At 72.5% G+C, this 22,188-nt stretch carries 17 protein-coding genes and 1 pseudogene; 6 read left to right on the top strand and 12 right to left on the bottom strand.

Going from position 1 to position 22,188, the window contains the following annotated elements; genetic code table 11:
• Positions 1-48: 48 nt before the first annotated feature.
• The gene (locus ACFY3I_RS24820) at positions 49-1,263 is read right to left on the bottom strand and encodes a saccharopine dehydrogenase family protein (RefSeq protein ID WP_390862745.1); all 1,215 of its coding nucleotides are present in this window, start codon (positions 1,261-1,263) and stop codon (positions 49-51) included.
• Positions 1,264-1,513: 250 nt separating this feature from the next.
• Here ACFY3I_RS24820 and ACFY3I_RS24815 point away from each other — a divergent pair, with 250 nt between their 5' ends.
• A complete protein-coding gene (locus ACFY3I_RS24815; RefSeq protein ID WP_390862744.1) occupies positions 1,514-2,206 on the top strand; it encodes a TetR/AcrR family transcriptional regulator in 693 nt (230 codons plus the stop codon).
• A 20-nt stretch (positions 2,207-2,226) separates the two neighbouring features.
• Here the strand turns inward: ACFY3I_RS24815 and ACFY3I_RS24810 are convergent, their stop codons facing one another.
• Positions 2,227-3,111, bottom strand: a complete 885-nt coding sequence (locus tag ACFY3I_RS24810; protein WP_390862742.1) for a LysR family transcriptional regulator ArgP — start codon at positions 3,109-3,111, stop codon at positions 2,227-2,229.
• 87 nt (positions 3,112-3,198) lie between these two features.
• On the opposite strand from ACFY3I_RS24810, the gene ACFY3I_RS24805 reads away from it, so the two are divergent.
• Positions 3,199-3,816, top strand: a complete 618-nt coding sequence (locus tag ACFY3I_RS24805; protein WP_390862740.1) for a LysE/ArgO family amino acid transporter — start codon at positions 3,199-3,201, stop codon at positions 3,814-3,816.
• Positions 3,817-3,944: 128 nt separating this feature from the next.
• Entirely contained in the window at positions 3,945-5,255 is a 1,311-nt protein-coding gene (locus ACFY3I_RS24800) for an MFS transporter (protein WP_365296618.1), read from the top strand.
• Between the two features lie 51 nt (positions 5,256-5,306).
• On the opposite strand, the gene ACFY3I_RS24795 is transcribed toward ACFY3I_RS24800, so the two are convergent.
• A complete protein-coding gene (locus ACFY3I_RS24795; protein WP_365296616.1) occupies positions 5,307-5,756 on the bottom strand; it encodes a cyclic nucleotide-binding domain-containing protein in 450 nt (149 codons plus the stop codon).
• A 397-nt stretch (positions 5,757-6,153) separates the two neighbouring features.
• On the opposite strand from ACFY3I_RS24795, the gene ACFY3I_RS24790 reads away from it, so the two are divergent.
• Positions 6,154-6,567 carry an ATP-binding protein gene (locus tag ACFY3I_RS24790; RefSeq protein ID WP_390862738.1) on the top strand — a complete coding sequence of 138 codons (414 nt, stop codon included), beginning with the start codon at positions 6,154-6,156 and terminating at the stop codon, positions 6,565-6,567.
• Positions 6,568-6,832: 265 nt separating this feature from the next.
• Positions 6,833-7,660 (top strand): SigB/SigF/SigG family RNA polymerase sigma factor, encoded by an 828-nt coding sequence (locus ACFY3I_RS24785; RefSeq protein WP_390862736.1) that lies wholly within the window; start codon positions 6,833-6,835, stop codon positions 7,658-7,660.
• Positions 7,661-7,673: 13 nt separating this feature from the next.
• Here ACFY3I_RS24785 and ACFY3I_RS24780 read toward each other — a convergent pair whose 3' ends face one another.
• Together ACFY3I_RS24780 and ACFY3I_RS24775 are read right to left on the bottom strand one after the other, a co-directional pair.
• On the bottom strand, positions 7,674-9,899 hold the full coding sequence (locus ACFY3I_RS24780; RefSeq protein ID WP_390863320.1) for an FUSC family protein: 2,226 nt from the start codon (positions 9,897-9,899) through the stop codon (positions 7,674-7,676).
• A gap of 60 nt (positions 9,900-9,959) precedes the next feature.
• Positions 9,960-11,336, bottom strand: a complete 1,377-nt coding sequence (locus ACFY3I_RS24775; RefSeq protein ID WP_365296608.1) for an NAD(P)/FAD-dependent oxidoreductase — start codon at positions 11,334-11,336, stop codon at positions 9,960-9,962.
• Positions 11,337-11,583: 247 nt separating this feature from the next.
• Here ACFY3I_RS24775 and ACFY3I_RS24770 point away from each other — a divergent pair, with 247 nt between their 5' ends.
• Complete coding sequence (locus tag ACFY3I_RS24770) at positions 11,584-12,393, top strand: methyltransferase domain-containing protein (protein WP_390862734.1); 810 nt, start codon at positions 11,584-11,586, stop codon at positions 12,391-12,393.
• Positions 12,394-12,429: 36 nt separating this feature from the next.
• Here ACFY3I_RS24770 and ACFY3I_RS24765 read toward each other — a convergent pair whose 3' ends face one another.
• The 7 genes and pseudogenes from ACFY3I_RS24765 to ACFY3I_RS24735 all read right to left on the bottom strand — a co-directional run.
• Positions 12,430-12,864 carry an ATP-binding protein gene (locus ACFY3I_RS24765; RefSeq protein WP_365296605.1) on the bottom strand — a complete coding sequence of 145 codons (435 nt, stop codon included), beginning with the start codon at positions 12,862-12,864 and terminating at the stop codon, positions 12,430-12,432.
• 98 nt (positions 12,865-12,962) lie between these two features.
• Positions 12,963-14,867: an AMP-dependent synthetase/ligase gene (locus tag ACFY3I_RS24760; protein WP_365296604.1), complete on the bottom strand. Its 1,905-nt coding sequence runs from the start codon at positions 14,865-14,867 to the stop codon at positions 12,963-12,965.
• Positions 14,868-15,031: 164 nt separating this feature from the next.
• Positions 15,032-16,120, bottom strand: coding sequence for a glutamate--cysteine ligase (locus ACFY3I_RS24755; protein ID WP_390863319.1), 1,089 nt, complete (start codon positions 16,118-16,120; stop codon positions 15,032-15,034).
• 106 nt (positions 16,121-16,226) lie between these two features.
• Positions 16,227-18,464 (bottom strand): 1,4-alpha-glucan branching enzyme, encoded by a 2,238-nt coding sequence (gene glgB, locus ACFY3I_RS24750; protein ID WP_390862732.1) that lies wholly within the window; start codon positions 18,462-18,464, stop codon positions 16,227-16,229.
• Positions 18,465-18,468: 4 nt separating this feature from the next.
• The gene (locus ACFY3I_RS24745; protein WP_390862731.1) at positions 18,469-19,827 is read right to left on the bottom strand and encodes a maltokinase; all 1,359 of its coding nucleotides are present in this window, start codon (positions 19,825-19,827) and stop codon (positions 18,469-18,471) included.
• A 31-nt stretch (positions 19,828-19,858) separates the two neighbouring features.
• Positions 19,859-21,577, bottom strand: coding sequence for a maltose alpha-D-glucosyltransferase (treS, locus tag ACFY3I_RS24740; protein WP_390862730.1), 1,719 nt, complete (start codon positions 21,575-21,577; stop codon positions 19,859-19,861).
• Positions 21,574-22,188: pseudogene (locus tag ACFY3I_RS24735) on the bottom strand (alpha-1,4-glucan--maltose-1-phosphate maltosyltransferase); the annotation flags it as partial. The gene treS and the pseudogene ACFY3I_RS24735, both read right to left, overlap by 4 nt.

The raw sequence follows: 22,188 nt of genomic DNA, 5'->3' as shown, positions 1-22,188 counted from the left end.
GGAGCGGGCGCCTCCGAAACGGTCAAGTCCCGGAAAATTCGCGGGCGGTCACTGCTCGCGCAGGCCCCAGGGCGAGCCGTACTCGGTCAGCAGGTCGAGGAACGGGCGGGCCGGGAACGCCTCCGGACCGAGGACGCCCGAGCCCGACCACGCGCCGGTGGCCAGGAGTTCGAGGGCGACGACCGGGTTGAGGGCCGTCTGCCACACCACGGCCTGACAACCGTACTCCGCCATGGACCACTCGTTGTCGACGACGTGGTAGAGATACACCTCGCGCGGCCGCCCGTCCTTGACGCCGCGCACCCAGGTGCCCGCGCAGGTCCTGCCGCGCATCCGGTCGCCGAGGGTCGCCGGGTCGGGCAGCGAAGCGGCGACCACGTCCCGCGGCGAGACCGCGACCGGGCCGCCCGGGCCGGGCACGGTCACCGGCGTGGTGCTGTCCAGGCCGAGCAGGTGGAGCGTCTTCAGCGTGTCGATGAACTCGCCGCCGAGCCCGTACTTGAAGGTGACCCGCCGCGCGTCCACCCAGCGGGGCACCAGCAGCACCTCCTCGTGTTCGACGTTGACGCACTCCACCGGTCCGATTCCCTCCGGGAAGTCGAACACCTCCGGCTCGCTGAAGGGTGCGGTGGTGAACCAGCCGCGGTCCTTCTCGTAGACGACCGGCGGGTTGAGGCACTCCTCGATCGTGGTCCAGATGCTGAAGGAGGGCGCGAAGTCGTAGCCGTCGACGGTCAGGTTCGCGCCGTCGCGGATGCCGATCTCCTCGATCTCGTCGAAGAGTTCGTCGGCCGCGTACCGCGCGAACACATCGGAGAGCCCCGGCTCCACGCCCATCCCGACCAGCGCCAGCGCGCCGGCCTCCTCCCACTCCCCGGCCCGCGCGAACTGCTCGTCGCCCAGCTTCACGCCGCACTCCTCGTACGGCCGCTCGGCGTGCGGGCGGGAGAGCGACATCGCCATGTCGAGGTAGCCGGCGCCGGCCGCGCGGGCGGCGCGGAACAGCGGCATCACGAAGCGCGGGTCGGTGGCGTTGAGCAGCACGTCGCAGCCGTGCCGGGCCAGCAGGGCGGTCACGGCGCCCTCGTCCGAGGCGTCGACCCGCTCCGCGCGGAACCGGTCGTCGCCGACGGCGGCCACGGCCGCCTCGGCGCGGGCCGGGTCGTAGTCGGCGACCACCATCACCTCGAAGAACGGGCGGCGGGCGGCGATCCGGGTGACGGCGGTGCCCACACCACCGGCTCCCACGAGCAGTACACGCATGGCGGATTCTCCTTCTCGAACAGTGTGCGAGGCCGGGTACGGGGGCGCCCGGCGGGAATCAAACGCCGGACCATGGCATAAGGTCAATGGCGTTGGCATAAGAGCACCGGCACGAGAGCGCCGGCACGAGAACGTCGGCACGAGAGCGCCGGCACGAGAACGTCGGCACGAGAGCGCCGGCACGAGAACGTCGGCACGAGAGCGCCGGCATGACAGCGTCCTCGGCGCACGGACCCAGGGAGAGCGCCCGATGCCCAAACCGGTCGTACCGGAGGAGAAGCGCCGCCGGCGCCGGCCCACCCGCGGCGGCACCGTGCTGTCCGAGGGGCTGATCGTGGCGACCGCCCTCAGGCTGCTGCGCGAACACGGCAGCGCGGGCCTCACCGCCCGCCGCCTGGGCCTGGCCCTGGACTGCGACCCCAGCACCCTGTACCGCTACTTCCGCGGCATGGACGACCTGACCCTGGCGATCGGCGACGCCCTGATCGGGCAGGCACTGGCCGGCTGGGCGCCCACGGGGGAGTGGCGCGCCGACCTGCGCGGGATCGGCCTGCGCATCCACGCGGAGTACCTGGCCCATCCGCAGGCGGCCCTGCTGACGGCGAACCGGGTGACCGGCCGGGCGCAGGAACTGGCCGCGGACGAGGCGATCCTGGACGTCCTGCGCACGGCCGGCTTCCCGCTGGCGGAGACGGTCCGCGTCTACCACGCCTTCATCGACCAGACGCTGGCGTTCGCGGCACTGGACGCGGCCTCCCTGACCCTGCCGGCGGACTCCCAGCGGGCGGACGAGGCCAAGTGGCATTCGACCTACGCCCGCCTGCCGGCCGCCACCCACCCGCGCATCGCGGAAGCGGCCCCCCTGCTGGCGAGGACGATGGTGACCAGCGCCTATCCGACGGCACTGGAGATGCTCCTGGAGAGTGCCGAACGCTCCCTGTGAACACGCCGTCCACGGACCCCTCAGGGCCGGCGCAACGCACCCCCGGCCGTCCGCACCACCGAATCCGCCAGCGCGCCCAGAGCCGGCGAGTCCAGCTTCCACTGCTGCCAGTACAGCGGCACGTCCACCCGCAGCTCCGGCCCGCCCAGCCGTACCAGCCGCCCCTCCCGCAACCGCGGCGCGGCCTGCACCTCGGGCACCATCCCCCACCCCAGCCCCGCCGTCACCGCGTCCACGAACCCCTCCGACGTGGGCACGTAGTGCCGCAGCGCACTCGCACCCGTGCCGCCCAGCCGTCGTACGAACCCGTCCTGGAAGTCGTCGACCCGGTCGAACACGATCACCGGCGCACCGGCGAGCGCCTCCACCAGCGGCTCCCCGGCGAACTCCGCCGCGAACTCCGGTGCGGCCACCGGCAGATACCGCATCCGCCCCAGCGCCCGCACCGAGCATCCGGGCACCGCGTCCGCCGACGAGGTCACCGCGGCCATCACCAGCCCCTCGCGCAGCAGCGCGGCCGTGTGCTCCTCGTCCTCCCGGCGCAGTTCGACGAAGACGTGCGGGATGCCGTCGAGCGCGCCCAGGAACCACGTGGCCAGTGAGTCCGCGTTGACCGCGACCGTCACCCTGGTCGGCTCCCCGGCACCGCGCATGCCCAGCTCGCCGCGCGCGTCGCGTTCCAGCCGGACCAGTTGCCGGGCGAACCGGACCAGCACCTCGCCCGACTCGGTCGGCCGCACCGGCTTGGTGCGCCGGAGCAGAACCCGGCCCGTCCGCTGCTCCAGCGCCTTGACCCGCTGGCTGACCGCCGAGGGCGTCACGTGCAGGGCCGCGGCCGCCGCGTCGAAGGTGCCCTCGTCCACCACCGCGAGCAGTGTCCGGACCTGGTCGAGAGGAAGCTCCACCGACTCCCCTCCCTTCTGCAGCAGCGCTAAGGGTACGTAAGAATCTTTAGCTGTACGTCCAGAGATCGCTTCCTTACGGTCGAGGGCATGTCCAGCACCCTCGCCGCGGCTGCCGCCGGTTTCGGCAGCGGCCTCTCGCTCATCGTCGCCATCGGCGCCCAGAACGCCTTCGTCCTGCGCCAGGGCATCCGCCGGGACGCGGTCCTCGTGGTCGTCGGGATCTGCGCCCTGTCCGACGCCGCCCTGATCGCGCTCGGTGTCGGCGGGGTGGGCGCGCTGGTGGTGGCGTGGCCCGGCGCGGTGCGCGCCGTCGGCCTGGTCGGCGGCGCCTTCCTGCTCTGCTACGGCGTCCTGGCCGCCCGCCGGGTCCTGCGGCCGGGCGGCGGCGGGCTGCGCACCGAGGGCGGGGCGGCCGGTTCGCGGCGCCGGGCCGTGCTCACCTGCCTCGCCATGACCTGGCTGAACCCGCACGTCTACCTCGACACCGTCTTCCTGCTCGGCTCCCTGGCCGCCGACCGCGGCGACCTGCGCTGGACCTTCGGCATCGGCGCCGCGCTGGCCAGTCTGTGCTGGTTCGCCGCCCTCGGGTTCGGCGCCCGGCTGCTCGGCCGGTACCTCGCCCGCCCGGCCGCCTGGCGGGTGCTGGACGCTCTGGTGGCCCTCACCATGATCGGGCTCGGCGTGATGCTGGTGGCCGGATCCTGACGCTCAGGGCCTCGGGTGCGGCCGGATCCCGAGACGGCTGGTTCGGCGGTCGCGGAAGTTGCTGGGATAGTGATCCTGCAGTCGAAAGATGTAGTGAGCACCAAGAGGACCAGGACACCAGGAACTCCGTGGACACCAGCGAGAGCGGCACCCAGTCCGGCATACAGCCCCCCGAGGACACCACGGCGTCCCCGCCCCCGCCACGGCAGGGCTGGCGACGCTGGGCGATGGACACCCGCCCGCTGGCCGTCCCGGCCTACCGCCGGCTGTGGACCTCGACGATCGTCACCTCGGTCGGCAGCCAGCTCACCGCGGTGGCCGTGCCCAAGCAGATCTACGACATCACCGGGTCCTCGGCCTGGGTCGGCGCCGCGAGCCTCGCCGGACTGCTGCCGCTCATCGTCTTCGCCCTGTGGGGCGGCGCGGTGGCCGACGCGATGGACCGCCGCAAGCTGCTGCTGGTCACCAACTGCGGCATCGCCGTCACCTCGCTGCTGTTCTGGCTCCAGGCCGTCACCGGCATGGAATCGGTGGCCGCGCTGATGGTCCTGCTCGCCGTGCAGCAGGCGTTCTGGGGCCTGAACGCCCCCGCCCGCACCGCCTCCATAGCCCGCCTGGTCCCCGAGGGCCAGCTGCCCGCGGCCAACGCCCTCGGCTCGACGGTCATGCAGACCGGTCAGGTGATCGGGCCGCTGCTGGCCGGTGCCCTGATCCCGGTCATCGGCCTGCCCGAGCTGTACCTGATCGACGCGCTGGCGCTGTGCGTCACGGTGTGGGCGGTGTACCGGCTGCCCGCCCTGCCGCCGCTGGCCCGTGCGGCGGCCCGCCGGGCCGGGGTGCGGGAGGTGGTGGCGGGATTCCGGTACATCTCGATGCACAAGGTGCTGCTGCTGTCGTTCGTGGCCGACATCATCGCGATGGTCTTCGGCATGCCGCGCGCCCTGTTCCCGCAGCTGGCGGCGGAGACCTTCGGCTCGTGGGGCGAAGGGCTGGCACTCGGCCTGCTGTTCGCCGCGATCCCCGTCGGCGCGGTGCTCGGCGGGCTCTTCTCCGGCACGTTCTCGCGGGCCCGCCGGCACGGCTGGATGGTGATCGGCGCGGTCGTCGGCTGGGGAGCGGCCGTCGCCGGGTTCGGGCTCAGCCGCAACCTGTGGGTGGCGGTCGCCTTCCTGGCCGCCGCCGGCGTCGCCGACATGGTCTCCATGGTCTTCCGGGGCGCGATCCTGCTGTCCGCCGCGACCGACGAGATGCGCGGCCGGATGCAGGGCGTGTTCACGGTGGTGGTCGCGGGCGGCCCACGGCTGGCCGACGTGCTGCACGGGACCATGGGGTCCGCGTTCGGGCCGCGTGCGGCCGTCGCGGGCGGTGGGCTGCTGGTCGTGGCGGTGATGCTGGTGCTCGCCGCGGTCGCGCCCGCCCTGCGCCGCTACCGCGTCTGACCGCTGGTGCCGCGACCGGAAGGGTTCACCGGCTCGCGACGCCGGCAGGCCCTAGGCGGGCCGTCGGCCCACGTACGCGTCCAGCAGCTTGCCCCGGGTGACCTCCAGCCTGCTGGCGAGGATCTCGGCGACGGTCCGCACCAGCGACAGCCCCAGCAGCGGATCCTCCACGCACAGCGCGAGCACGGCCGCCGCGTCGTACTCGTAGGCCCGCACCTGGCTGAAGGCCACCGCCCCGAAGTCCCAGGCGTACGGCGGGAACAGCCATGACCAGCCGAGCAGGTCGCCGGCGCCCAGGGTGGCGACGGTGACCCGCTTGTGGGAGGTCACCTCCTGGTCCAGGTTGACCGCGCCCGAGCGGATCACCCAGAACCGGTCCGCGGTGCCCCCGGCCTCGAAGATGCGGGCGTCCTCGGGGAAGGAGACCTCCTCCGCCAGTTCCATGAGGCGCTCGCGCTGCGCCTGCGGCAGCGCGGTCAGCAGTTTGATGGCTTTGGTCATGGCGCGGGGCTCCTCGCCGGCGAGGGTACGGGGGCATTCCCTACGCCCATTTCAGCCGCTGCCGCCGCGCCGGGCACCTCGAAGGGCATGAGAATCGTCTGTCACCGGCGTCCGGGCGTTAAAAAGCCCTGGCTGGACGGGGGAGGCCAGCCAGGGCCGTCAAACGGTGGTGCGGGGAGGACCTGCCGTCGACTCCTCGACCACGTATGGATGAACGCTAAACCATCCAGGGCCTTCTCAGGTACCCGGGAACAGGCTACGTGACCCGTTTCACTCGGGGAAGCCCTTGCCGCCCCCGGATGTGTTTGGCGGCGCTCCTGCCGGTGAGGCGAAGGGGGAAGGCCCGTACCGACGGGCCCGCCGATCCACACCGGTCCACCAGTCAGGGAGCGAAGGGATGCACGAGACGTTCCGGACCGAACCAGCGGTGATACCGACCGAGTGCCGCCGGCCCTCGCTGCGCCCGTCCGACGCCCGCAGAGCGGTCCGCGGCGAGGTCGCGCGACAGGCCGTGCCGTGCGCCGCGGAGGCCCTCGACGACGCCCTGCTCGTCACCTCGGAGCTGACCACCAACGCGATCCTGCACGGCGGCGGGATCACCGGCTTCGACGTGGACGTCGACGCCCGCGCGGTACGCGTGTCGGTCAGCGACCGAAGCGACGCGCTGCCGGTCGCCGACCGGGTCCCGGACGAGCGCGGCCGTCCCGGCGGACGCGGCTGGCCCATCGTCTGCCGGCTGGCCCGTGACGTGGAGGTCGCCGGACTGCCCCGCGGGGGCAAGCGCATCACCGCCGTCGTGCCGCTGGGCTGAGACGCGGACCGACCGCGCCGCGCCGTCAGGCCGAGCCGGCGACCCCGAATCCTCCCCGCGGTGTTTGCGTCCGGCGTCAAGGGGCAGGCGGAGTGTCGTGCTTCGGACCGGAGGCGCGCGCCAGTGGGAGCAGCTCCATCGCCCCCGGCCCGCACAGCGGTCCGGGCGGTGTTCCCGCGGCGACTCTGACACCGCAGTTCGGGGTCGAGTCCCGGAACCACGTTCCGGTGATGCCCTGGAACCCACCGTTCAGGATCGAGTCCGCATGCTCACCGACTTGTCGAACAACCGTTCTCGCACGTCCGGCCACGGCACGCCCACCCCGCCCCGGCGTCCGCACGACGACGCCCCCGACACCGCGTCCAGGTTCGCCCGGCTCGCCGCCCTCGGCGACGGCCCCGAACGCGAGGCCCTGCGCGACGAACTGGTCGCCGCCTGGCTGCCGATGGCACACCGCATCGCGGGCCGCTTCCGCGACCGCGGCGAGTCCGTGGAGGACCTGCGCCAGGTCGCCGCCCTCGGCCTGGTCAAGGCCGTCGACCGCTACGACCCCTCCCGCGGCGCCTTCGAGAGCTACGCCGTACCCACCATCACCGGCGAGGTCAAACGGCACTTCCGCGACCGGATGTGGGCCCTGCGGGTCCCCCGCCGCGTCCAGGAGCTCCGCAACCGCGTCCGCGTCGCCCTCCGCGAACTCACCGAGACCCCGGGCAGCCCACAGCCCTCCGTCGCCGACCTCGCCGCCCACACCGGCCTGACCGAGGACGAGGTCAACGCCGGAACGGAGGCCCTGGAAAGCTTCTCCACCCTGTCCCTGGACGCCGAACTGTCCATGGGCGAGGACGGCTACAACCTCGCCGACACCCTCGGCGACACCGACGGCTCCTACGACACCGTCATCGACCGCGAGGCCGCCAAGGAAGGGCTGCGGCTGCTCCCCGAACGCGAACGCGCCATCCTCTACATGCGCTTCTTCGAGGACATGACCCAAAGCCGCATCGCCGAACACCTGGGCATCTCCCAGATGCACGTCTCCCGCCTCATCAGCCGCAGCTGCGCCCGCGTCCGCAGCCAGGCCCTCGGCCGGCAGTGACCCCGGCCGGACGTCAGACGGGGCGCGGCCGGACCGGCACGTCCAGGGGCCGGGCCAGACCCGTCACCGCCTCGTCGAGACGCTGCAGGTGACGCAGCACCCGGTCGGTGACCCGCCCGTAGCGCGGGGCGCGCAGCGTACCCGGCTCCAGCATCGCCGCGATGCTGGGGCCGGTCTCGATCTCCCCGGCCGGCCGCTCGCCGTCCACCTGGGCGGCGATCGCCTCGATGTTGTGCACGATCCGCCGTCCGGCCCCGCGCAGCCGCGGATCGGCCGCGATCGCGGGATGGGTGGGCAGCAACTCGGCGGTCGCCGCGAGGGACCGCGCGTGATAGGCGCAGGTCTCCAGGAGCGCCACCACATAGCGGGCGGTGTCCCGGCGGGACCGCAGCGGGGTGATCGGATGCGTCAGTGGCTGCACCGCCGCCCGCAGGTCGGCCAGCGCCTGGTCCAGGTCACGGGCTTTCTCCACCAGATCGGCGGGCGGCGCCCCGCTCAACTGGTCGGCGGCGGCCCGGGTCACGTCGGCCAGCCGGTCCAGCGTGGTGACGAGCAGTTCGTCGGTGCGGCGGCCGGTGTGCACCGGCAGCACCACCGCCGCCGCGATCACCCCGCACAGCGCGCCGAGCGCCGTCTCCCCGATCCGCAGCACCAGGACGTCCAGGCTGTACGTGTTGAGCAGCGTGTACAGCAGACCCAGCATCGCCGTGACGAAGAACGACATGAGGGTGTACGACAGCGGCGCCGAGTAGAACATCGCGAAGACGAACAGCAGGACCAGCGCGAACGCGGTCCAGGTGTGGTGCCCGACCAGCCCGGCCAGTCCGATGCCGGCCACCACGCCGAGGACCGTGCCGAGCAGCCGTCGGTAGCCCTTCACCAGGATCTCGCCGGTGGACGCGGTGTTCAGGAACACGATCCAGCAGGTCAGCACCGCCCAGTACCAGCGCTGGGCGGACAGGAACTCGCCGCCCACGATCGCCAGCGACGAGCCGACGGCCACCTGCACCGCCGCCCGCGTGGTGGGCCGGTGCAGTCCGCTCGGCTCCTCGGTCCCGCCTTCCTCCTCGGCGACCTCGATCGCCGCGTCCTCGGCGTCGAGTTCCTCGCGGGACCTGGCGGTGGCCGGGGTGTCGTCGGATTCGTCCTGTGGCCCGTCCAGCGCGATCCGCAGCCCCATGACGGCGCGGGCGGCCTCGCCCACCCCCCGGAAGACGTCCTGCACGGCGGGCTCCGCGAGGGGCAGGTTCTCCTCCTCGCGGTAGCCGAGCAGCCGGTTGCGGACCTGGGACAGCGCGGTCCCGGACCGCGGGCCGGGCGGCCGCAGCACCAGTAGCCGCAGCGCCTCCAGGTCCAGGCGCAGCTGGTCCAGCGCCTGGTCCCGGACCGGCAGCGGGGCCGCGGAGGGCAGGTGGGCCCCCGGCAGATGCAGGGTGAGCGTGTCGGCCCGCCGGGCGCTGCGCGCGGTGAGCAGCATCAGCCCGAGCCGCTCGGCGGCGATCTCGGCGTCCGCGATCCGGCGCTGCACCAGCCGGGCCACCGCCTCGTCGGAGGTGCCGTCCTCGAGCCGCCCCTGGATCAGCAGCGCCGTCTCGTGCAGCCGGGCGGTCCTGACCCGGACCTCCTCCACGGCCTTGTCGAGCTCGTCCGGTTCCGCGTCGAGCAACTCCGCCTGCGCGGCGACCAGCTGGGCGAACCGGCCCCGGAAGGCGCGCCGCAGCCGGTCGAGGACGCCGGCCGGGGTCTGCGGCACGAGCACGAAACGGGCCAGGGCCGCGCCGCCGAAGGCGACCGTGATCACGACGTACAGTTCCGGCAGCATGGGCACGGTGGCGTGCACGAACAGCGAGGCGAAGTAGATCTGGAACCCGATCAGCCCGAGCGCCGTGCCCCGGTCGCCGAACCGGCGGCTGTAGACCGCGCAGAAGATGAGCGCCACGAAGAACAGGTCACCGATGACGACCCGCTGGTTGAGCAGGGCGCCCAGGGACATGGAGGCCAGCGCCACCGGCAGGCCGAGGGCGAGCGTGACGGCCTGCTGCGCGAGCCCCTTCTCCCGGATCGCGAACGTCGCGACCATCGCCGCGATGGCCCCCGCCACCAGATGCGACACGTCGAGCCGCAGGGCCGCGAGCACGACGAGCGTGAGCGTGATGGCGAGAACCGTCCGCAGGCCCGCGGTGAGACGGAGCAGCCCGGGATCGGCCGCCGCGAGCCGTCCGCGGAGCTCCGCGGGCAGCGACCGTCCCGCGGTGCCGGGCCCGGCACGCCCCGCCGTGCTCACCGGCCGCGCCCGGCGTCAGGCGGTGACGTCGCCGGGACTCTCGGCACGGGCCCGGACCTGCTCCGGTGTCAGGTACGTGTTCGTGTACTCGAAGTCCTTCAGCCGGGCGGGCCTGCGGGACTGGAAGCCGGTGCGGACGAAGTCGTCGCCGGCCAGCGCGTTCAGCAGCCAGTTGGTCGCCACCCTGGTCTTGGCCACGTTGGTGCGCAGCGCCGACCAGTGGTAGCCGCGGGCGACCGCCTGGGCGGGCAGCCCCCGCAGTTCGATGCCCAGCGGCTTGGAGACCGCGTCCTTGCCGCCGAGGTCGACCACCAGCCCGAGGTCCTTGTGCACGTAGGGCTGGAGCGCCTGGCCCCGCAGGGTCGCGATGACGTTGTCGGCGGCCACCTTGCCCTGCCGCATGGCGTGCTGCGCGGTCGGCGGGCAGACCGCGCCCGGCTCGTGCTTCGCCTCGTCCGGTACGGCGGCCGCGTCGCCGAGCGCGAACACGCCGTCCTGGCCCGGCAGGGTCATCTCGGCGTTCACCGCGAGCCGGCCCCGGACGGTCTCCGCGCCCAGGGTGGCGATCAGCGGGCTGGCCACCACACCCGCCGTCCAGATCAGGGTGTGGGTGGGCACCACCCGGCCGTCGGTGAAGGTGACCTCCTCGGGACCCGCCTTCTCGATCGACACCCCGAGGGAGATCTCCACTCCGCGGCGGCTCAGGATCTCCTGGGCGCTGCGGCCGAGCTTGTCGCCCAGTTCCGGCATCAGCTTCGGCGCGATGTCGATCAGGTGCCACCTGATCAGCTTCGGGTCCAGGTTCGGGTACCGGTGCAGCGCCGCGTGCGTGAGCCGCTGCAGGCAGGCCGCGGTCTCGGTGCCCGCGTATCCGCCGCCGACCACCACGAACTGCAGCCGCGCGGCCCGTTCCGCGGGGTTGTCGCTGGCGTCCGCCAGGTCCAGCTGGGAGATGACGTGGTCACGGACGTAGGCGGCCTCGGCGAGGGTCTTCATGCCGAAGGCGTGCTCGGTCAGACCCGGGATGTCGAAGGTACGGGTGACGCTGCCCGGGGCCAGCACGATGTAGTCGTACCGCTCGTTCACCAGCTGGTCGGTGATGGTGCGGACCACGCACACCTTGGACTTGAGGTCCACGCCGATCGCGCCGCCCGGGATGATCCTGGTGCGGTACTTCCTGCTGCGACGCAGCGAGACGGCGATCGACTGCGGTGTCAGCACCCCCGAGGCGACCTGCGGCAGCAGCGGCAGATAGAGCTGGTAGGAGGTCGGCGACACCAGGGTGACGTCGGCCTCGTCGGGGCCGAGTCTGCGTTCGAGGCGGCGGACGCACCCCACTCCGGCGAAGCCTGCGCCCACCACGAGGATCCTGGGTCGTGTCACGGTGTCCATCCCTTTCCGTTGCTCCAGGGGCCCGGGTCACGCCGTTCGCATGCCCTGGAACGCCTGCCTCGCACCAGTCCGATCCCACCGTGCCCGGCGCCGTTCCGCCAGCCGGGCGGCGCAGGCAGACGAACGCATGGGCTCCAGCATGCCCCTCGATCAAGAGGAGTAACCGGCTGTCGCACGGATATGCGTCGCACTTCCGTCCGGTGCAAGGTCGTCCACGACGATCACGTACGCCAGTAGAGTGCCCGCCATGGCGCAGATCCAGCCCGGAACGGGCTTCCAGAAGCGGCACATCGACCCCGACCGCGTGACCCCGCTGGTCGGCGCCCTGGACTCCCAGGACGCCAATCCGGGAGTACGGCGACTGCGTGCCTGGGCCGAGGAGTCGCTGGCGATACGGCCCGGCGAGCGGCTGCTCGACATCGGCTCCGGCACCGGTTCGCAGACCCGGGTCCTGGCCGCCGCGCTGGGCCCGGACGGGGTCGCCGTCGGCGTCGAACCCAATCCGAGCCTGCGGGCGGTCGCCGAGGAGCGGTCGCCGGGGAGCCGGGTCCGTTTCATGCACGGCGAGGCGGCCGCGCTGCCGGTGCCGGACGGTTCCATGGACCTGGTGTGGTGCGAGCGGGTGCTCCAGCACCTGACCGACCCCGACCGGGCCGTCGCCGAGATGGCCCGGGTGCTGCGGCCGGGCGGGCGGGTGGCGCTGCTGGACACCGACTGGGGGACCACCGTGCTGCACCCTGGCGACCCGGCGGTCGTGCACGCGCTGACCGGGGTCGCCCTGCAGGGCGCGAACCCCTACTCGGGGCGCCGCCTGGTCGGTCAGCTCAGCGCGGCCGGCTTCGTGGTGGACGACCGCGGCTCGCAGGCCCTGCTCCAGGACCACCGCACGGTCGCCTGGCCGCTTATCCGCATGCTCGGGGAGGCCGCCGTCACCGCCGGTGCCCTCACCGAGCTGCAGCGGGACACCCTGTACGCCGACCTCACCGAGGCCGCCGGGCGGGGGGCGCTGCACATGTCGGTGACGATGTTCGGGGTGGTCGCGCACCGTCCCGAGTGACCGGGACGGCCGCTCACCGTGGCCGGGATCCGCTGCTCACCAGGGCAGGAAGACGTGGATGTCCTTGCCGGTCTCGGTGACGACCACGCTGACCTGGTCGCACAGGGTGTGCAGCAGGTGCCAGCCGACTCCGCCGCCGCCGTGCCGCGGATGGAAGGGCCGCGGCTCGGGCTGGACCTGACTGGTGTCGTGCATGGTGAAGTGCACGCCGTCGTACGTGCGCCGCATCCGCAGCTCGAAGGGCCCCGGCGCGTACTGGACGACGTTCGCGGCCAGCTCCGTCACCACCAGCAGGATGTCGTCCCAGCACTCGGGCGCGGTGGGCGGCGAGGTGCGGGAGAGTTCGGCCAGGTAGCCGTCCGCGGCCAGCCGGGCACCGGTGACGTTGGGCAGCTCGCCGGGGAAGGAGACTGTCCGTTCGAGGGTCTCCTCCGTGGAGCGGCTGTGGTCGCGCGCTGGCCCGGTCGCCATGTCGTCTCTCCCGGCCCTCGGGGATCAGGGCCGTCACTGCTGTCGGATCTCCCCATCGCGGCGAGTTCCCCCTGCCGCCGCGTATACGCGTCCCCGGTTCAGCGGAACACGTCGTCCGGTTCGTCCCAGTCGGCGGGCTCCGCCGGGCCCGTCCGGCGGGCGGCGCGCGTCCGGGCCTGGTACATGGCCTCGATCTCGGCCGCGTAATGGTGCGCGATGGCGTCCCGGCGGAGCTTCAGGGAGGGCGTGAGCATGCCGTTGCCGGGGGCGAACGGTTCCTGGAGCACCCGGTAGACGCGGATCGACTCGGAGCGGGACACCGCGCTGTTGGCGGACGCGATGGCCCGGGCGATCTCCTCGCGCAACGCGTTCTCCTCGCGCGTCTCGCGGCCCGCCGAGTCGCCCGGCAGCGACAGGGCACCCCGCCAGTGCGTCAGGAACTCCGGGTCCAGCGTGATCAGGGCACCCACGCAGGGCCGGTCGTCGCCGACCACCACCGCCTGGTGCACCAGCGGATGCATCCGCAGCCGCTGCTCCAGCGGGGCCGGTGCCACGCTCTTGCCGCTGCTGGTGACGATGACGTCCTTCTTGCGGCCGGTGATGGTCAGATAGCCCTCGGGGTCGAGCCGGCCGATGTCCCCGGTGGCCAGCCAGCCACCGCGCAGCGCGGCCCGGGTCGCGTAGTCGTCACCCACGTACCCCTGGAACACCGACGGCCCGCGGACCAGGATCTCGCCGTCGTCGGCGACCTGGATCTGGGTGCCGGGCAGCGCCTGGCCGACCGTGCCGGACTTCTCGCGGCCCAGCGGCTGCATCGTGATCCCGCCGCTGGACTCGGTCAGGCCGTAGCCGTCGTGCACGAGGATCCCGATGCCCTCGTAGAACAGGGTGAGTTCACGGCTGAGCGAGGACCCGCCCGAGGTGGCGCGCAGCACCCGCCCGCCGAGCACGGACCGCAGCTTGCGGTACACCGTGCGCTCGTACAGGGCGTGCTGGAGCCGCAGGTCCAGCCCCGGCCCGGCGCCGGTGCCCAGCCGCTGCCGTTCCTGGGCGGTGGCGAAGTCCCGCGCGGTGTCCGCGGCGCGCTCGAACAGGGCGCCCCGGCCGTGCTGGTGGGCGGTGCGCAGGAAGGTCTTGTAGAGCTTCTCCAGGACCGACGGCACGGCGTACAGATAGGTCGGCCGGAAGCTGCGCAGCGCGGACGCCAGCGCGCCCTCCGTCATCTCCGGCTCGTGACCCATCAGGACCCCGCCCCGCAGGCACAGCACCATCACCATCAGGCCGTACACGTGCGAGAACGGCAGGTACGCGAGTACGGAGGCCTGTTCGCCGGCAGGGGCGGCGGTGTGCCCCCAGCCCGCGAGCAGGGTGTCGCACGGGTAGGCCAGGCTGCGGTGGCTCAGCGCGCAGCCGAGCGGACGGCCCGAGGTGCCCGAGGTGTAGGTGATCGCCGCCGTTGAGTCCGGCATCACGATCCGGCGCAGCGACTCCACCGTGGTCAGCGGGACGAACGCGCCCTGCTGCACCAGCGCGGGCAGCGCCCCCGCGTCCAGCTGCCAGACGTGTTTGAGCCCGGGCAGGCCCTGGCACACCGTGCCGACGGTCATCACCGCCAGCTCGTCCTCGACCACCACGGCCACGCAGCGGGCGTCCCGCAGGATCCATTCGACCTGGTCCCGGGCGGAGGTCGGATGGATCGGCACCACCTCGGCGCCCACCGACCACAGCGCGAGGCAGAACACGGTCCACTCGTAGCGGGTCCGCGCCATCACGGCCACCCGGTGACCGGGTGAGATACCCGAAGCGACCAGACCCTTGGCCAGGTCGACCACCTCGTCGCGGAGTTCGACCGCGGTGATCTCCTCCCAGCCCACGGCGGCGGTATCGGGCCGGCGCGCCAGCACCGGCAGGGTCGGGTTCCGGTCCGCCGTCTCGAAGACGCTGTCGGCGAGCCCGCCGGCCAGGGTCGAAGCGGTAGTCGGAGCGAGGGCGTAGTCGCGCATGCGCTGCTCCAGATTGTACGGAGGGTGACCCTCCCGATCGGTACTGTTGTCGAGCGGGTCGAATCTAGCCCAGGGGAGGGCGGCCCGTGTCAGGAACGGTCAACTCGTATCCCCCGGACGACAAGACGGATACCGAAGGGGCGACGGAGCGGGATGACCGGAGGTCAGCCCTGGGTGCGGCGCACGCACTCGACGACGACGTCCCGCAGGCTGCCCGTGCGCTCCAGCAGCGAGCGCTGCTCCCCGGCTCCGGTCCCCCGGTGCAGCAGCTGTGCCACGGCCTCCTCCACGCCGCTCGTGTCCCCGCTCCCGGCGAGCGCCTCCGCGGTGTACGCCAGGAGCGCGCCCACCACCTCGGCGGCCGGCCGGGGCCGCATGGTCGCGGGATCGAGCAGCTCCTGGTCGAGGCCGGAGCGGGCGGCCTGCCAGGAGGCCAGCCGCAGCATGCTCACACTGTGGTCGAGCGGCGGCCGGCCGGCCCGCCAGTCGCGGGCCGCCGTCTCCACCAGGGCCCGGGCCAGCGTGGCGATCAGGACGGTGGTCTCCGCCCGCAGGCACACGTCGGCCACCCGGATCTCCACCGTCGGGTAGTGCACCGCCAGCCGGGCGTCGAAGTACACCATCCCCGAGTCGAGGATGACCCCGCTCGCCACCATGTCCGCGACCCGGCGCCGGTACCCCTGCGCCGAGCCGAACAGCTCGGTGGGACCCGCCGACGGGCCGCGCGCCCACAGCCGGCCGCGGAAACTGGCGTAACCGGAGTCCCGGCCCTGCCAGAACGGCGAGTTGGCGCTGAGCGCGCGCAGCACCGGCAGCCACGGCCGCAGCCGGTCCAGGACGGCGACGCCCTCCTCGTCGGACTCCACCGACACGTGCACATGGCAGCCGCACACGAACTGGTCCAGCGTGGCACTGCCGAACCGCCCGGCCATCCACCGGTACCGCTCGTGCGCGGTGAGCGCGGGCGTCACCGGCAGCGGGCAGGTGGCGAGCGCCGCCACCGCGCAGCCGATCTCACCGGCCAGCCGGGCCGCCTCCTTGCGGCAGCGCGCGATCTCCGCGCCGAGGTCCGCCATGTGGAGATGCGGGCTGGTGGCCAGCTCCAGCATCTGTTCGAACAGTTCCTTCTGGAACACGCCCTGCCCGGGGTCGTCCACCGCGGCGCGCTCCAGGACGGCCGCCGACCGGGACATCGGCTCCCCGCTGTCCGGGTGGACCAGCAGGAGTTCTTCCTCCACTCCGACGGTACGCAGCACCGAGGACCGCCCTCCGGCCGGGCCGCGACCGGGCGCGGCGGGGTCTTTCACCCCGAACTGCCCCGGCCCGGGCCCCCGGACACGTGACGGCCCCCTCGGCGGCCTACGGGGCGACGGGCTCCAGCCACACGGTGCCCAGCGGCGGCAGCGTCAGCCGCACGGCGCCCTCGTCGGCCAGCAGCGGCCCCCGGCTGACGACGTCCCCGCCGCCGTACCGCGCGCTGTCGGTGTTGAGGATCTCGCGCCAGACGACGGCGCTCCCGGGCACGGTCAACCGGTAGTCGGGACGGACCACGGGGGAGAGGTTGGACACCGCGAGCAGCGGCCGGGCCTCGGCATCGAACCTCAGGAAGGCGAAGACGTTGTCCTCGGCCGCGTCCCCCACGACCCACTGGAAACCCGCCGGATCGGTGTCCCGCTGCCACAGCGCGGGGTGCGCGCGGTACACGGAGTTGAGATCGCGGACCAGATCCCGGACACCCCGGTGGTCGGCCTCGGCGCCGTAGGCCGGGTCCAGCAGCCACCAGTCGGGGCCGTGGGCCTCGGACCACTCGCCGCCCTGGGCGAACTCCTGCCCCATGAAGAGCAGCTGTTTGCCGGGATGGGCCCACATGAAGCCCAGATAGGCGCGGTGATTGGCGCGTTGCTGCCACCAGTCGCCGGGCATCTTCGACACCAACGCCTGCTTGCCGTGCACGACTTCGTCGTGGGAGATGGGCAGCACGTAGTTCTCGCTGTAGGCGTACACCATCGAGAAGGTCATCTCGTCGTGGTGGTACCTGCGGTGGACCGGCTCGTGGGCCATGTACTGCAGCGAGTCGTGCATCCAGCCCATGTTCCACTTCAGGCCGAACCCCAGCCCGCCGCTGTCGGTCGGCCGGGTCACCCCGTCCCACGCGGTGGACTCCTCGGCGATGGTCACCACGCCGGGTGCCCGCCGGTACACGGTCGCGTTCATCTCCTGGAGGAACGCCACCGCGGCGAGGTCCTCGCGCCCGCCGAACACGTTCGGCGTCCACTGGCCCGAGTCCCGCGAGTAGTCGAGGTAGAGCATCGAGGCGACCGCGTCCACCCGCAGCCCGTCGATGTGGAACTCCTCGCACCAGTACACCGCGTTGGCCACCAGGAAGTTACGCACCTCCGTCCGGCCCAGGTCGAACTCGTAGGTCCCCCAGTCCGGGTGCTCGGCCCGGCGTTCGTCCCCGGGCTCGTACAGCGGGTCCCCGTCGAAGCGGGCCAGCGCCCAGTCGTCCTTCGGGAAGTGGGCCGGGACCCAGTCCATGATCACCCCGATGCCGGCCCGGTGCAGGGCGTCGATCAGGAACCTGAGGTCGTCGGGGGTGCCGAGCCGTGAGGTCGGCGCGTAGAACCCGGTGACCTGGTAGCCCCAGGACCCCCCGAAGGGGTGCTCGGCGACCGGCATGAACTCGACGTGGGTGAAGCCCAGGTCACGCACGTACGCGGGGAGTTCCTCGGCCAGCTCGCGGTAGGTCAGGCCGGGGCGCCAGGACGGCAGGTGCACCTCGTAGACCGAGAACGGGGCCTCGTGCACCGGCGTGTCACCCCGGTGCGCCATCCAGTCGGCGTCACCCCATTCGTGGCGGGAGACCGACACGATCGACGCGGTCGCCGGCGGCACCTCGGTGCGGCGGGCCATCGGGTCGGACTTGAGGAACCGGCCGCCGTGCCGGGAGGTGATCTCGAACTTGTACCGCGCGTCCTCGCCGACGCCCGGCAGGAACAGTTCCCACACCCCGGCCGCGCCCAGTGAGCGCATCGGGTACTGCGTGCCGTCCCAGCACGTGAAGTCCCCGGCCACCCGCACGCCTCGGGCGTTCGGCGCCCACACCGTGAACCGGGTGCCGGTCACCCCGTCATGGGTCATCGGCTCGGCGCCGAGCGCCTTCCACAGCTGCTCGTGCCGCCCCTCACGGATCAGGTGCAGGTCGAACTCGCCGAGCGCCGGCGGGAAGCGGTACGGATCGTCCACCTCCAGCTCGTCGCCGTCGCCGTGGCCGTCGACATCGTCGTTGTCGTCGCCGTACGTGACGAGGAGCTTGTACGAGGGGAGTTCGGCGTACGGGAGCACGGCGGCGAAGAGTCCGTCGTCCTCCGGGACCAGCGGGCTGCGCACCCCGTCGACGAGCACGCTCACCGCACGGGCGTGCGGGCGCAGCGCGCGGACCAGGGTGCCCCCGTCCACCGGGTGGGCGCCCAGCAGGGCGTGCGGGTCGTGATGGGCGCCCGCCAGCAGGCGTCCCCGGTCGTCGGCGTCCAGCGGCGGGGCCGCGGGCCGGGACGGGCCGGAGGGCTCGGGCAGCAAGGAGTCGCGCAGGGCCATCAGGTCAGCCTCCCCAGCGGGCGAGCCGCTCGATCGCGGCCATCGGAACCGGAAGCCAGGCCGGCCGGTGCCGGGCTTCGTACACCACCTCGTACACCGCGCGGTCCGTCTCGTGGGCGCGCAGCAACGCGTGCTTCTTCCGCGGATCCCAGCCGGCCCGCGCAGCGTAACCCGCGCAGTAGGCCTCCCGGCAGCGGCGGGCCCACTCCGGGCGCCAGGGCCGGCGCTGCCGGGCCGCGTAGTCGAAGGATCGCAGCATGCCGGCCACGTCCCGCACCGGGGACTGGGTGCTGCGCCGCTCCGCGAGCGGCCGGGACGGCTCGCCCTCGAAGTCGATGACGAACCACTCGCGGTCCGCCCGCAGCACCTGCCCGAGATGCAGGTCGCCGTGGATCCGCTGCGCCTCCGGACCCGCGTCGCAGCTGGCGAGCGCGTCGAAGGCGCCCCGCAGCCCCGGGACGTACGGGCGCAGCGCGGGCACCGCCTGCGCGGCCTCCGCCAGCCGCGCGGACATGGCCTCGGCGGTGTGCCCGTGGCCGTCGTGGACGGCGGACGGGAAGGCGGCGGCGAGCGCGACGTGCACGTCCGCCGTGGCCCGGCCCAGCTCGTGCGCCTCGGTGGCGAAGTCGTCCCCGGCCGCCAGCGCGCGCAGGGCGAGGGTCCACCCGTCGGCCGCGTCCGGCAGGAAGGGCTGCAACACCCCCAGGGTCGCCGGGCTCGGCTCGGTGGTGCTGAACCAGGCCACCGGTGCGGGCACCCGGGCGCAGCCCTGCGCGGCCAGCGCCCCGGGCACCTCCAGGTCCGGGTTGACGCCGGACTGGATCCGCCGGAACACCTTGAGGATGTAGGAGTCGCCGTACACCAGCGAGGAGTTGGACTGCTCCGCGGTCAGCAGCCGGGGGGCGAGGCCTCCCGGTATGCGGATCCGCGGGGCCGTCTCGAAACGCAGTGGTCCGACCGTGCCGGGCATCCGCAGCCGCTCCAGCAGCAGTTCGGCCGCGCGGGGGTCCTGCAGGGCGTCGTACACGGCGAGTCCGGCCAGCGGGCCCTCCACGGCCCGGCCGATGTACGCCCGTTCCAGCCGGGGCGTGCGCTGCTCGCGCACGCCGAGCAGCAGCTGGTAGCAGTCACCGGAGGGGGCGCTGTCGCCGCCGGGGGAGTGGTCCGCGTGCACGAGGAGATGCAGACAGCCGGGGAAGAGCTCGGTCAGGGAGAGCACGGAGAGATCCGTGACGGGCCGGTCCTTGCCCGCGAACCAGCGCTGCCGGGGCAGCCAGTCGCGCAGCAGGCCGCCGAGCGAGGCCAGTGGCCGGTCCAGACCGGTGGTCGCCGTGGACCGGGGGAGGTCGACGGTCTTCGTCATGGTGACGCGTCCTTTCCTCGGCTCCGCACGATCAGCGCCCGCGGCCGACGGAGGAGGCGACTCGGGGGAGCCGGAACCAGTAGAAGCCGTGGCCGGCCAGGGTCAGCAGATACGGCAGCTCGCCGATGGCCGGGAACCGCACCCCGCCGATCAGCTCGACCGGATGGCGGCCGTCGTAGACCCTCAGGTCGAGTTCGGTGGGCTGGGCGAACCGGGAGAAGTTGTGCACACAGAGGACGAGATCGTCCTCGTACTCCCGCAGGAACGCGAGCACGGCGGGATTGGACGACTGCAGCTCCGTGAACGTGCCCAGTCCGAAGGCGGGATTCTGCTTGCGGATCTCGATCATCCGGCGCGTCCAGTGCAGCAGCGAGGACGGCGACGACATGGAGGCCTCGACGTTGGTGACCTGGTAGCCGTGGACCGGGTCCATGATCGTCGGCAGGTAGAGCCGGCCCGGGTCGCAGGTGGAGAATCCGGCGTTGCGGTCGGGGGTCCACTGCATCGGCGTGCGGACGGCGTCTCGGTCACCGAGCCAGATGTTGTCGCCCATGCCGATCTCGTCGCCGTAGTACAGGATCGGCGAGCCGGGCAGGGACAGCAGCAGGGCGGTGAACAGCTCGATCTGGTTGCGGTCGTTGTCGAGGAGGGTGGCGAGCCGGCGGCGGATGCCGATGTTGGCGCGCATCCGCGGGTCCTTGGCGTACTCGGCCCACATGTAGTCGCGTTCCTCGTCGGTGACCATCTCCAGGGTCAGCTCGTCGTGGTTGCGCAGAAAGATGCCCCACTGGCAGCCGGACGGGATGGCCGGGGTCTTGGCGAGGATTTCCGAGACCGGGTAGCGCGATTCCCGCCTGACGGCCATGAAGATGCGCGGCATGACCGGGAAGTGGAACGCCATGTGGCACTCGTCCCCGCCCTTGGCGTAGTCGCCGAAGTAGTCGACGACGTCCTCCGGCCACTGGTTCGCCTCGGCCAGCAGCACGGTGTCCGGGTACATCGCGTCGATCTCGCGCCTGACCCGCTTCAGGAACTCGTGGGAGGCCGGCAGGTTCTCGCAGTTGGTGCCCTCCTGCGCGTACAGGTAGGGCACCGCGTCCAGCCGGAAGCCGTCGATGCCCAGGTCCAGCCAGAACCTCAGCGCGGCCAGGACCTCCTCCTGCACCGCGGGGTTCTCGTAGTTGAGGTCCGGCTGGTGCGAGAAGAAGCGGTGGAAGAAGTACTGACCGCGCACCGGGTCGAAGGTCCAGTTGGAGACCTCGGTGTCGACGAAGATGATCCGCGCGTCCTGGTACTGCTTGTCGTCGTCGGCCCACATGTAGAAGTCGCCGTAGGGCCCGTCGGGGTCCTTGCGGGACTCCTGGAACCACGGGTGCTGGTCGCTGGTGTGGTTGACGACGAAGTCGATGATCACGCGCATGCCGCGCTGGTGGGCGGCGTCCACGAACTCGACGAAGTCGGCGAGGTCGCCGAACTCGGGGAGGACGGCGGTGTAGTCCGAGACGTCGTAACCGCCGTCCCGCAGCGGCGACTTGAAGAACGGCGGCAGCCAGAGGCAGTCGACGCCCAGCCACTGGAGGTAGTCGAGCCTGGAGGTGAGGCCCTTCAGGTCGCCGATGCCGTCGCCGTCGCTGTCCTGGAAGGAACGGACGAGGACCTCGTAGAACACGGCGCGTTTGAACCACTCCGGGTCCCGGTCCTTTGCGGGAGTGTCCTCGAAGGTGTCCGGGACGGGGTCGTTGACAGTCATGACGCGCTGGGTCCTCCGTTCGCTGGTGTCGGTCGCCCTACCTGGAACACGTGCGCCGGTGCCCGGCCGGGGGTCAGGCGCACGTAGTTGGTCCTGCCCCACGCGTGGGTCTCACCTGTCAGTTCGTCCCGCACGGACAGGGCGGCGCCGCAGTCCAGGCCGAGTCGCGGCATGTCCAACGAGACCGTGGCCTCCTGGGTGTGGTGCGGATCGAGGTTGACGACGACCAGGACCGTGTCGGCCCCCGCGCGCTTGCTGTACGCGATGACGGAGTCGTTGTCCGTTGCGTGGAAGACCAGGTTGCGCAGCTGGCGGAGCGCGGGATGGGCGCGTCGGACGGTGTTGAGGCGGGTGATGAGGGGGGCGATGCCCTCGGTGCCGGCGCGTGTCCAGTCGCGGGGTTTGAGCTGGTATTTCTCGGAGTCGAGGTATTCCTCGCTACCGTCCTTGAGGGGGGTGTTCTCGCAGAGTTCGTAGCCGCTGTAGATGCCCCAGGTGGGGGAGAGGGTGGCGGCGAGGACCGCGCGGACCTCGAAGGCGGGACGGTGGCCGTGCTGGAGGTAGGCGTGCAGGATGTCGGGGGTGTTGGCGAAGAGGTTCGGGCGCATCCA

Source organism: Streptomyces sp. NPDC001068 (assembly GCF_042897315.1).
Classification (GTDB): Bacteria; Actinomycetota; Actinomycetes; order Streptomycetales; family Streptomycetaceae; genus Streptomyces.
The sequence above is the reverse complement of the archived record's forward strand: the minus strand, read 5'-3'. Positions and strand labels throughout refer to the sequence as shown.

What these genes read in the sequence shown, in the direction of transcription:
- ACFY3I_RS24820 (WP_390862745.1), bottom strand. Translation starts at nt 1,263, where the DNA reads ATGCGTGTACTGCTCGTGGGAGCCGGTGGTGTGGGCACCGCCGTCACC.
- ACFY3I_RS24815 (WP_390862744.1), top strand. Translation starts at nt 1,514, where the DNA reads ATGCCCAAACCGGTCGTACCGGAGGAGAAGCGCCGCCGGCGCCGGCCC.
- ACFY3I_RS24805 (WP_390862740.1), top strand. Translation starts at nt 3,199, where the DNA reads ATGTCCAGCACCCTCGCCGCGGCTGCCGCCGGTTTCGGCAGCGGCCTC.
- ACFY3I_RS24795 (WP_365296616.1), bottom strand. Translation starts at nt 5,756, where the DNA reads ATGACCAAAGCCATCAAACTGCTGACCGCGCTGCCGCAGGCGCAGCGC.
- ACFY3I_RS24790 (WP_390862738.1), top strand. Translation starts at nt 6,154, where the DNA reads ATGCACGAGACGTTCCGGACCGAACCAGCGGTGATACCGACCGAGTGC.
- ACFY3I_RS24785 (WP_390862736.1), top strand. Translation starts at nt 6,833, where the DNA reads ATGCTCACCGACTTGTCGAACAACCGTTCTCGCACGTCCGGCCACGGC.
- ACFY3I_RS24775 (WP_365296608.1), bottom strand. Translation starts at nt 11,336, where the DNA reads ATGGACACCGTGACACGACCCAGGATCCTCGTGGTGGGCGCAGGCTTC.
- ACFY3I_RS24770 (WP_390862734.1), top strand. Translation starts at nt 11,584, where the DNA reads ATGGCGCAGATCCAGCCCGGAACGGGCTTCCAGAAGCGGCACATCGAC.
- ACFY3I_RS24765 (WP_365296605.1), bottom strand. Translation starts at nt 12,864, where the DNA reads ATGGCGACCGGGCCAGCGCGCGACCACAGCCGCTCCACGGAGGAGACC.
- ACFY3I_RS24760 (WP_365296604.1), bottom strand. Translation starts at nt 14,867, where the DNA reads ATGCGCGACTACGCCCTCGCTCCGACTACCGCTTCGACCCTGGCCGGC.
- glgB (WP_390862732.1), bottom strand. Translation starts at nt 18,464, where the DNA reads ATGGCCCTGCGCGACTCCTTGCTGCCCGAGCCCTCCGGCCCGTCCCGG.
- ACFY3I_RS24745 (WP_390862731.1), bottom strand. Translation starts at nt 19,827, where the DNA reads ATGACGAAGACCGTCGACCTCCCCCGGTCCACGGCGACCACCGGTCTG.
- treS (WP_390862730.1), bottom strand. Translation starts at nt 21,577, where the DNA reads ATGACTGTCAACGACCCCGTCCCGGACACCTTCGAGGACACTCCCGCA.